This window comes from Rathayibacter sp. AY1C1 (genome assembly GCF_002932105.1).
GTDB lineage: Bacteria > Actinomycetota > Actinomycetes > Actinomycetales > Microbacteriaceae > Rathayibacter.
This window is the reverse complement of sequence record NZ_PSWH01000001.1, coordinates 256457-266424: the sequence shown is the minus strand read 5'-3', so window position 1 is coordinate 266424 and position 9968 is coordinate 256457. Positions and strand designations below refer to the sequence as shown.

Genomic DNA, 9968 nt, shown 5'->3' with positions numbered 1-9968 from the left:
CGTCCCAGCGATTCGCCCCAGCCGCCTGCGGCCCGCTCCACCCACGCCCCACCCCGAGAAGCCGACCGCGCCACGCCGGGCGAGGCCGGTGCTCCCACCCTCGAGGCGAACGGGTGAATCGCGTCCCAGCGATTCGCCCCAGCCGTCCGCACCCCGCTCCACCCACGCCCCCACCCCGAGAAGCCGACCGCGCCACGCCGGGCGAGGCCCGGCGTGGAATCCAACTCAGAACAGCGTGATCGGCTTGACGAGGTCGGCGTAGATGAGGAGGGCGCTCATGCCGCCGAGGACGAGGACGACGACGTAGGTGAGCGGGAGCAGGCGGGCGATGTCGACGGGGCCGGGGTCGCGGCGACCGAAGAGCTTGGCGATCCGGCGGCGCAGGCCCTCCCAGAGGGCGCCGGCGATGTGGCCGCCGTCCATGGGGAGCAGCGGCACCAGGTTGAAGACGAGGAGGGCGACGTTGAGCGAGGCGAGGACGCCGACCATCGTCTGCACCTTCGACACGACGGGGAGCTGGTCGGAGGCGGCGATCTCGCCCGCGATCCGGCCGACTCCGACGACGCTGATCGGGCCGTTGGCGTCGCGCGCCTCCGAGCCGAACGCCGCCTGGGCGACGTCGATGAGGCGCTGCGGCAGGTTGAGGATCACATGGGCGACGCTGGTGATGTTCGACCAGACCGTCTCGGGCACCGCGGTGACCGGCTGCTGCGCGAGGGCCGACGTGGGCGAGATGCCGATGAAGCCGACCGTCTGCGTCTCGATCGCACCGGAGGCGTCGGTGACGGGGGCGCCGTTCGCGTCGGTCACCGCGACCTCGTTCTGGGCGGGGGTGATCGTGAGGGTCAGCGGGGCGCCGTCGCGCTGGACGGACACGCTGAGCGGGACGCCCGCGGAGCGCTGGATGATCGGGGTCAGGTCGTTCCAGGTGCTCACCGGAGTGCCGTCGATCGCCGTGATCGTGTCGCCCGGCAGCAGGCCCGCCGCGGCTCCGGGTGCCAGCGGGTCGTCAGCGGTGCAGGTCGCGGTCGCGCGCTGCGACTCCGGGACCACGCACTGCGAGACCGCGGCGAGGGTGCTGGTGCTCTGCGGGATCCCGATGCCGCAGAGGAGGACGGTGAAGAGGACCGTGGCGATCACGAGGTTCATGAAGGGGCCGCCGGCCATGACGATCACGCGCTTCCACACGGGGAGCCGGTAGAACGCGCGGTGGTCCTCGCCGTCGCCGATCGTCTCGGCGCTGGCGGCGCGGGCCTCGTCGATCATCGTGGCGTAGGCGCCGCGCCGGGGCTCCTCGAGCTGGGCCTCGGAGGACGCCAGGCCGTTGAAGAAGCCGGTGCTCGACTCCGTGGGCCGGTCCCCCGGGTGCTTCGGCGGGTACATGCCGATCATGGCGATGTAGCCGCCGAGCGGGATCGCCTTGACGCCGTACTCCGTCTCGCCGCGTCGCCGGGAGAAGAGGGTCGGCCCGAACCCGATCATGTACTGCGTGACCTTGACCCCGAACAGCTTGGCGGGGAGGAGGTGCCCGACCTCGTGCAGGGCGATGGAGAGGGCGACGCCGACGGCGATGATGACGACGCCGAGGACGAAGAGCAGCACGGATTCCACCGACACACTGTAGGCCGGGCCCGCCCGTCCACGCTGGGGTGCGCCTGCACGGATCCGATGAACTCCGCGGCCGAGCGGATCAGCGGCGCGACGTCCGCCGACACGGATCCGCGGAGACGGAGCCCGTCCGGATGACCCCTGGTCAGACTCCGGCGATCCGCTCGTCCGCCGTGCGGCGCGCCCACTCCTCCGCCGCGGCCAGCGACTCGCGGGTCAGCGTGCCGTCGACGCTGTGCGCGTCGACCACCGCCTCCACCGTCTCGAGGATGTCGAGGTAGCCGATCCGCCCGGCGTGGAACGCCTGCACGGCCTGCTCGTTCGCCGCGTTGAACACGGCCGGGTAGGAGGCGCCCGCCTCCCCGACGCGCTTCGCGAGCCGGACCGAGGGGAACGCCTCCTCGTCCAGCGGCTCGAACGTCCAGGAGTGGGAGCGGGTCCAGTCGAGCGGGACGCCGACCCCGGCGACGCGGTGCGGCCAGTCGAGGCCGAGCGAGATCGGGAGCCGCATGTCCGGCGGCGAGGCCTGGGCGATCGTCGAGCCGTCGACGTACTCGACCATCGAGTGGATCACCGACTGCGGGTGCACGGTGACGTCGATCCGGTCGTAGGGGACGTCGAAGAGCAGGTGCGCCTCGATCACCTCGAGCCCCTTGTTGACCAGGGTGGAGGAGTTGGTCGTGACGACCAGGCCCATGTCCCAGGTCGGATGTGCGAGCGCCTGCGCCGGGGTGACGTCGCGGAGGGAGGCGCGGTCGCGTCCCCGGAACGGCCCGCCGGACGCGGTCAGCACGAGGCGGCGGACCTCGCGGTGCTCGCCCGCGAGGAGGGCCTGGGCGATCGCGGAGTGCTCGGAGTCGACCGGCACGATCTGGCCGGGACCGGCGAGCGAGGTGACGAGCTCGCCGCCGACGATCAGCGACTCCTTGTTGGCGAGGGCGAGCGTCCTGCCCTCCTCGAGCGCCGCGAGCGTCGGGCCGAGCCCCACCGAGCCGGTGATCCCGTTCAGCACGACGTCCGCGTCGACCGAGCAGATCAGCTGCTCGGCCTCCTCGGCGCCGAACGCCGTGTGCTCGACGCCGAACGCGGACGCCTGCTCGGCGACCGCCGCCCGGTTCGAGCCGGCGGCGAGGCCGACGACCTCGAACCGCTCGCGGTTCGCGCCGATGACGTCGAGAGCCTGCGTGCCGATGGACCCGGTCGAGCCGAGGATGATGACCCTGCGCATCCGCCCATCCTGGCACGGAGCGCCCAGCGCCTCCCGGTCAGCTGATGGCGAGGATGTCGACCACGAAGACGAGGGTGTCGGTCCCGCTGATCCCCGCGTTCTGGTTGCCCTGGTCGCCGTAGCCCTTCGACGGCGGGATGGTGACCAGCACCTGCGAGCCGACGGCCTGGCCGACGACGGCCTCCTTGAAGCCCTCGATCACGTCGCCGGTGCCGAAGGCGGCGGGAGCGGGCTTCCCCCAGCTCTGGTCGAACACCTCGCCGGTGCCCCAGACCACGCCCTGGTACTGCACGATCAGCTGGTCGCCGTCGGCCACGGTCGCGCCGCTCCCCTTCTTGAGGACGGCGAGCTGCAGGTCGGCGGGCGGGTCGGTCGAGGGGATGGTGACGGTGGGCGCCCCGTCCTCGGCGAGCGCCACCGTCGGCAGGCCGTCGACCGGGGGCTGCGGCTCGCCGTCGGCGGCGGTCGGCACGATCTGCTCGACGTCGATCACCATGACGATCGAGTCGGTCGCGGCGATGCCGAACTGGCTCTGCCCGGCGTCGCCGAACGCGTCGGCCGGGGGAACGACGGCGACGACGCGCGAGCCGACGGTCGCGCAGTTGACGGCCTTCACGAGGCCGGCGAGGTACTGGTCGGTGTCGACCTCGAAGGCCGCGCGGCCACCGGGCGCGTAGCTGCTCGCCGAGAACTCGGCACCGCTCGTCGCGTTGTAGAGCGTGTAGTCGACCAGCACGGTGTCGCCCTCGGCGACCTCCTCGCCGGTGCCCTCGATCGCGACGGAGCGCTCGGTGGCGTCCACGCTGACCGGGCTGGGGAACACGGTGACCGGCTTGGTGGCGAAGTCGCCGCTGGTCTGCACCGCGGCGGTCGCCTCGCCCTCGGTCGCGCAGCCGAGCGGGGTGGCGGAGGCGGACGGCGCTGCATCCGGCTCCCCGGGGGTGCAGGCCGCCAGGCTCAGGGAGGCGCCGAGGACGGCGAGGATCGCGAGGGTTCTGCGCACAGGGGCACCTTTCGTGACCGGCGGCGGCCGGTGGACGTTCGGGGATCGCCTCCATCCTGCACGGCGCGCCTCGCAACGCGCTGGGTGCGGGTCCTCGAACGGTCCCAGGCCTACCATCGGGGCATGCGTGAATTCTCGGTCCCCCAGTCCCGAGAGCTCGTCACCGAGCTCCCCGGCCCGCGCTCCGTCGCCCTCCAGGAGCGCCGCGTCGCCAGCGTCTCCCGCGGCGCCGGGACGCTCGCGAACATCTACATGGACCACGCGTCGGGCGCGGTCCTGGTCGACGTCGACGGCAACCGCCTGATCGACCTCGGCTGCGGCATCGGAGTGACCACCATCGGCCACGCGCACCCCGCGGTCGCCGCGGCGGCCGCCGCGCAGGCCGAGAAGCTGACGCACACCCTCTTCACCGTCACTCCGTACGAGAACTACGTCCGGGTCGCCGAGAAGCTCGCCGAGATCACCCCCGGGGACTTCGAGAAGCACTCGATCCTGGTCAACTCCGGCGCGGAGGCGGTCGAGAACGCCGTCAAGATCGCGCGGAAGTTCACCGGCCGCCGCGCCATCGCGACGCTCGACCACGCCTTCCACGGCCGCACAAACCTCACGATGGCGATGACCTACCGCCCCTGGCCCGAGCGCGCGGGCATGGGCCCCTTCCCGGGCGAGATCTACAGCCTCCCGATCAGCTACCCGTTCCGCGACCCCGAGGGCATGACGGGCGAGGAGGCGGCCGAGCGCACCATCGACTACATCACCACCCACATCGGCGCGCAGGAGCTGGCCGCGCTCTTCGTCGAGCCGATCCAGGGCGACGGCGGCATCATCATCCCGGCGCCGGGCTACTTCCGCCGCCTGTCCGAGTTCTGCACCGAGAACGGCATCGTCTTCGTCGCGGACGAGATCCAGGCCGGCATCGCCCGCACCGGCACCTGGTACTCCATCGAGCACCACGGCGTGGTCCCGGACCTCATCACGACGGCCAAGGGCATCGCCGGCGGCTTCCCGCTCGCCGCCGTCACCGGCCGCGCCGAGATCATGGACGCCGTGCAGCCCGGCGGCATCGGCGGCACGTTCGGCGGCAACCCCGTCTCCACCGCCGCGGCGCTCGCGACGTTCGAGGCGATCGAGTCCGAGGGCCTGCTGGAGGAGGCGCAGCGGGTCGAGCGCCTGCTGCAGGCGCGGATCGGCGACTGGGCCGAGCGCTTCGCGGTCGTGGGCGAGGTCCGCGGCAAGGGCGCCATGTGGGGCGTCGAGCTCGTCCACCCGGGCACGAAGAAGCAGTACCCGGAGGCGCTCACCGCGATCCTGAAGCACGCCACCACGAACGGCGTGATCGTCCTCGACGCGGGCAGCTGGGACAGCGTGCTGCGGATCATGCCGAGCGTGGTCATCAGCGAGGAGCTCATCGACGACGCCGCGACGGTCATCGAGGAGGCGCTCGCCCAGTTCGGCTGATCCGCCGCATGACCGGAGCGGCATGGACGCCCCGGTAGCTTCGTCGGAATGCGGATCGACGACGACCACGAGAGGCCGACTCCCCCGGGGATCGGCCTCTCCGCGCGTCTGGCGCGCCTGTCCATCGGCGGCGTCGGCCGGCTGGTCTACCGGCCGATCGTGGAGGGGCGCGACAACGTCCCGGCCGAGGGACGCGTGATCCTGGCGGCCAACCACCTCTCGTTCATCGACTCCCCGGTGCTGACGCTGCTCGCCCCGCGGCCGGTGCAGTTCCTGGCCAAGTCGGACTACTTCACGGGGACCGGCGTGCGGGGCGCCCTCTCTCGCGCCTTCTTCACGAGCGTCGGAGCCGTCGCGGTCGAGCGCGGCGCCGGCCAGGCCGCTCAGGAGGCGCTGGACCTCGGCCGGGCGATCCTCGAGCGGGACGAGGCGTTCGCCGTCTACCCCGAGGGCACCCGCTCCCGCGACGGGCGCCTCTACAAGGGCCGCACCGGAGTGGCATGGCTCGCCCTGACCACGGGCGCGCCGGTGGTCCCCGTCGGCATGATCGGCACGCAGGAGCTCCAGCCGGTGGGCACGAGGGTGCCGCGCCTGCACCGGATCACGGTCCGCTTCGGGGCTCCGCTGGACCTCTCGCGGCACGGCTCCGCCGACTCCGGCCGCGCCCGACGCCACGCCACCGACGAGGTGATGGCGGCCGTCCACGCGCTCTCCGGGCAGGAGCTCGCCGGTGCGTACAACGAGTCGCCGCCGACGACCACGGTCGAGCGCATCCGCCGGGCGCTCCCGCACGAGCGCCGCTGAGCCTCAGCGCGCGGACGCCTCCGGCTCGTGGGCGACGGGGAAGTTCACCGAGTTGGCGATGAAGCAGAGCCGGGAGGCCTCGGCGTGCAGCGTCTGGGCGATCGCCACCATCGACTCCTCGGCGACAGTGACGCGGGGCCGGAGGGTCACCGAGGTGAAGCGGCCGCTCTCCCCCTCCTGCAGCATCGAGCCCACCGCGTCGTCCGTGTAGCCGGTGACGACGACTCCGTTCTTTACCGCCACGTGTAGGTAGGAGAGGAGGTGGCACTGCGCGAGCGCCGCGAGGAGCAGCTGCTCCGGGTTCCAGCGGTCGGCGTCGCCCCGGAAGGGCGTGTCGGCCGAGGCGAGGATGGGCGCCGGGCCCTCCGCCGTGACGGTCAGCTGGCGCCCGTACTCGCGATAGCCGCTCGTGCCGGTGCCCCGGTCGCCCTCCCAGACGACGGACACCGCGTACTCGTGCTCGGACTTCATCGGGCTCCTCCTCGACGGCGGTGGATCAGGCCGGTCGCGCCGGTCTGGACCTCTGGACGCGGAACCCCCGCGGGTAGACTCCGAGGACCATGACAGACACGCTCGCCCCCCAGGTTCCCACGTCCGCAGTCCCCCAGGAGCGGCGCGTCGCGACCGAGATCCCCGGGCCGCGATCCCGGGCCCTGCACGAGCGCCGCCTCGCCGTCGTGCCCACCGGCGTCGGCACCGCGCTCCCCGTCTACATCGACCGCGCGCACGGCGCGATCCTGGTCGACGTCGACGGCAACAGCTTCATCGACCTCGGCGCCGGCATCGGCGTCACGACGATCGGGCACACCGACGACTCCGTCGTCGCGGCCGCCGCGGAGCAGCTCGCGCGCCTCACGCACACCCTCTTCACCGTCACTCCGTACGAGCCCTACATCCGCGTCGCGGAGCTGCTGGCCCAGCACACCCCCGGCGACTTCGCCAAGAAGACCGTCCTGGTCAACTCCGGTGCCGAGGCGGTCGAGAACGCCGTCAAGATCGCGCGCAAGCACACCGGCCGCCCCGGCGTCGCGGTGCTCGACCACGCGTACCACGGACGCACGAACCTCACGATGGCCATGAACTTCAAGGCGCTGCCCTACGGCCTGGGCTTCGGACCCTTCGCCAGCGACGTCCACCGCGCGCCGAGCTCGTACCCGTACCACGACGGCCTGTCGGGAGCCGAGGCCGCCCAGCGCGCGATCTCGTACCTCGAGAAGACCGTCGGCGCGTCCGCCCTGGCCTGCCTCGTCGCCGAGCCCATCCAGGGCGAGGGCGGCTTCATGGTCCCCGCCGACGGCTTCCTCCCGGCACTGCAGGAGTGGTGCACGGCCAACGGCATCGTCTTCGTCGCCGACGAGATCCAATCGGGCATGGCCCGCACCGGCGCCTGGTTCGCCAGCGAGCACCTCGGCCTCGTCCCCGACCTCGTCCTCTCGGCCAAGGGCATCGCCGGCGGCCTGCCGCTCGCGGGCGTGACGGGCCGCGCCGAGATCATGGACTCGGCGCAGGCCGGCGGACTGGGCGGCACCTTCGGCGGGAACCCCGTCGCCGCCGCCGCCGCCGTCGCGGTCTTCGAGCGCATCGAGCGCGAGGGCCTCCTCGCCGAGGCCGACCGGATCGGCGCCCGCCTGGGCGCGGCGCTGCGAGGCCTGCAGGAGCGCTACGACATCATCGGCGACGTCCGCGGCATCGGCGCGATGATGGCTATGGAGCTCGTGCAGCCCGGCACCGCCGGCACCACGAAGGAGCCGAACGCCGTCGCGGTCCAGGCGATCATCGACTACGCCGCCCAGCACGGGGTCCTCGTGCTGAGCGCCGGCACCTACGGCAACGTGGTCCGCTTCCTGCCGAGCCTCGCCCTCACCGACGAGCTGCTCGACGACGCCGTGTCGGTCATCGCCGACGCGTTCGCCACCCTCTAGGCGCGATCCTCCGAAGGCCACCGCGGGCGCCGAGGCGCTCCCCGGTGGCCTTCGGCGTCTCCGGGAGCGCGGGACCGGTCCACGCATCGGGCAGGATGGGGGGATGCCAGCAGGAACCTTCACCGTCGCCGAGTCCGTCGAGCTGGCCGTCGTCGAGCGATCCGGGTTCGTCGAGTCGCGCCACGCCGGCTCCGCCGTCCTCCTCGACTCCGAGGGCCGCGTCGCCCGCAGCCTCGGCACCCCGACGGCTCCCGTCTTCCCCCGCTCCTGCCTCAAGCCGTTCCAGGCCCTCGCGGTGATGACCGCCGGAGTCGAGCTGAACGGCGCGGAGGCGGTCATCGCCACCGCGAGCCACGCCGGCATCCCCCAGCACGTGGCGCTGGTGCAGAACCTGCTCTTCCGCGCCGGCCTGGACCACACCGCCCTGCAGTGCCCGGCCGACTGGCCCGGCGACTCCGGGACCCGCGCTCAGCTGCTGCGGGCGGGCGCGACTCCGGACCCGCTCTACATGAACTGCTCGGGCAAGCACGCGGCGATGCTGCTGGCCTGCGTGCAGAACGGCTGGAGCACCGAGGACTACCTCGAGCGGACGCACCCGCTGCAGCAGCACATCGTCGACACGATCGAGCGCCTCACCGGCGAGCGCGTCGTGGCCTCGGGGATCGACGGCTGCGGAGCTCCCGTGCACGCCCTTCCTCTGACCGCGCTGGCGAAGGGCGTCTCGCGGATCGTGTCCTCCTCCCCCGCCTCACCGTTCGGCCTCTACCGCCAGGCCGGCGTCCTCACGGCCGCGATCCTCGAGAACGCATGGGCGATCGACGGCCCGGGCCGGGACAACACCGTCGTGATCGAGCGCCTGGGCCTGGTCGCCAAGCTCGGCGCCGAGGGCGTGCTCGTGATGGCCTCGCCCGACGGCACCACCGTCGCCCTGAAGATCCTCGACGGGAGCCTCCGCGCCGCGACCGTGGTCGCGCTGAAGCTCCTGGTCGAGGCGGACGCGGTGGACCGGACCGCGGCGAACGACGTGCTGGTGCGGCTGAACCCGGTCGTGTCGGGCGGCGGGCGCCCGGTCGGCGCGATCCGCGCCTCCTACGTCTGACCGCACGTCCCGGCACGCCCTGAGCTACTGCTCGCGCGCGAGGCGCTTCGCCCGGGCCGCCGCGGCGACCTGCGTGATCACCACCACGAGGATCGCCAGGACGAACACCGCCGATGCGATGACGTTCGCCTCCGCCGGGATGCCGCGCGCCGCCGCGATGTAGATGTACTTCGGGAACGTGGTGACCGATCCGGAGTTGAAGTTCGTGATGATGAAGTCGTCGAAGCTCAGCGCGAACGAGAGCAGCGCCGCGGCGAGGATGCCGGGCAGCAGCAGCGGGAAGGTGATCCGCCAGAAGACCTGGTTCGGCGACGCGTAGAGGTCGCGTCCCGCCTCCTCCAGCTTCGGGTCCAGGCTCGCCACCCGCGCCTTCACGGTGACCACGACGAAGCTGATGCAGAACATCGTGTGCGCCAGCACGATCGTGACCAGCCCCTTCTCGGCGCCCACGCTGAGGAACTGCGCGGCGAGGCCGGCTCCGAGCACCACCTCCGGAGTCGCCATGGGGAGGAACAGCAGCAGGCTGATCGCCGACCGGAACCGGAAGCGGAACCGCACGAGCGCGATGGCGATCATGGTGCCGAGCGCAGTGGCCAGCACGGTGGCGATCACACCGACCAGCAGGCTGTTCCCGAAGGCGGTCATCACCTCCTCGCTGGTCCAGGCCGACACCCACTTGTCGAGGGTGAACCCGCGCCAGGCGAGGTTGCTCTTCCCCGAGTCGTTGAAGGAGAAGACGAAGGTGTACCCGATAGGGATGAGCAGGAAGAGCAGCGCCAGCGCCGTGTAGACGCCGAGCCCGAGGCCCCGGAAGCGGCGGCGGCCCCGGATCGGGGCGGGGGGCGG

The 9968-nt window shown here is 72.4% G+C and carries 9 protein-coding genes; 4 read left to right on the top strand and 5 right to left on the bottom strand.

Going from position 1 to position 9968, the window contains the following annotated elements; genetic code table 11:
- Positions 1–225: 225 nt before the first annotated feature.
- The 3 genes from C5C71_RS01175 to C5C71_RS01165 form a co-directional block, all read right to left on the bottom strand.
- Positions 226–1611, bottom strand: coding sequence for an RIP metalloprotease (locus tag C5C71_RS01175; RefSeq protein WP_258068558.1), 1386 nt, complete (start codon positions 1609–1611; stop codon positions 226–228).
- Positions 1612–1753: 142 nt separating this feature from the next.
- Positions 1754–2836, bottom strand: a complete 1083-nt coding sequence (locus tag C5C71_RS01170) for a 1-deoxy-D-xylulose-5-phosphate reductoisomerase (protein WP_104336967.1) — start codon at positions 2834–2836, stop codon at positions 1754–1756.
- Between the two features lie 37 nt (positions 2837–2873).
- A complete protein-coding gene (locus C5C71_RS01165; RefSeq protein WP_181065616.1) occupies positions 2874–3839 on the bottom strand; it encodes an FKBP-type peptidyl-prolyl cis-trans isomerase in 966 nt (321 codons plus the stop codon).
- 123 nt (positions 3840–3962) lie between these two features.
- Between C5C71_RS01165 and C5C71_RS01160 the strand changes: the two genes are divergently transcribed.
- Both C5C71_RS01160 and C5C71_RS01155 read left to right on the top strand, forming a co-directional pair.
- Positions 3963–5297, top strand: coding sequence for an aminotransferase class III-fold pyridoxal phosphate-dependent enzyme (locus tag C5C71_RS01160; protein WP_104223043.1), 1335 nt, complete (start codon positions 3963–3965; stop codon positions 5295–5297).
- A gap of 48 nt (positions 5298–5345) precedes the next feature.
- Positions 5346–6101 carry a 1-acyl-sn-glycerol-3-phosphate acyltransferase gene (locus C5C71_RS01155; protein ID WP_104223042.1) on the top strand — a complete coding sequence of 252 codons (756 nt, stop codon included), beginning with the start codon at positions 5346–5348 and terminating at the stop codon, positions 6099–6101.
- Between the two features lie 3 nt (positions 6102–6104).
- On the opposite strand, the gene C5C71_RS01150 is transcribed toward C5C71_RS01155, so the two are convergent.
- On the bottom strand, positions 6105–6572 hold the full coding sequence (locus tag C5C71_RS01150) for an OsmC family protein (protein ID WP_104223041.1): 468 nt from the start codon (positions 6570–6572) through the stop codon (positions 6105–6107).
- A gap of 89 nt (positions 6573–6661) precedes the next feature.
- Here C5C71_RS01150 and gabT point away from each other — a divergent pair, with 89 nt between their 5' ends.
- Together gabT and C5C71_RS01140 are read left to right on the top strand one after the other, a co-directional pair.
- Positions 6662–8023: a 4-aminobutyrate--2-oxoglutarate transaminase gene (gene gabT, locus C5C71_RS01145; protein WP_104223040.1), complete on the top strand. Its 1362-nt coding sequence runs from the start codon at positions 6662–6664 to the stop codon at positions 8021–8023.
- Between the two features lie 103 nt (positions 8024–8126).
- Complete coding sequence (locus tag C5C71_RS01140) at positions 8127–9122, top strand: asparaginase (RefSeq protein ID WP_104223039.1); 996 nt, start codon at positions 8127–8129, stop codon at positions 9120–9122.
- Positions 9123–9146: 24 nt separating this feature from the next.
- Here the strand turns inward: C5C71_RS01140 and C5C71_RS01135 are convergent, their stop codons facing one another.
- Positions 9147–9953 (bottom strand): ABC transporter permease, encoded by an 807-nt coding sequence (locus C5C71_RS01135; protein ID WP_181065617.1) that lies wholly within the window; start codon positions 9951–9953, stop codon positions 9147–9149.
- Between the last annotated feature and the right edge of the window lie 15 nt (positions 9954–9968).

Bases quoted from the DNA above. Each gene is read 5' to 3' on its own strand.
- gabT (WP_104223040.1), top strand. From the start codon at position 6,662: ATGACAGACACGCTCGCCCCCCAGGTTCCCACGTCCGCAGTCCCCCAG.
- C5C71_RS01140 (WP_104223039.1), top strand. From the start codon at position 8,127: ATGCCAGCAGGAACCTTCACCGTCGCCGAGTCCGTCGAGCTGGCCGTC.
- C5C71_RS01170 (WP_104336967.1), bottom strand. From the start codon at position 2,836: ATGCGCAGGGTCATCATCCTCGGCTCGACCGGGTCCATCGGCACGCAG.
- C5C71_RS01155 (WP_104223042.1), top strand. From the start codon at position 5,346: ATGCGGATCGACGACGACCACGAGAGGCCGACTCCCCCGGGGATCGGC.
- C5C71_RS01160 (WP_104223043.1), top strand. From the start codon at position 3,963: ATGCGTGAATTCTCGGTCCCCCAGTCCCGAGAGCTCGTCACCGAGCTC.
- C5C71_RS01150 (WP_104223041.1), bottom strand. From the start codon at position 6,572: ATGAAGTCCGAGCACGAGTACGCGGTGTCCGTCGTCTGGGAGGGCGAC.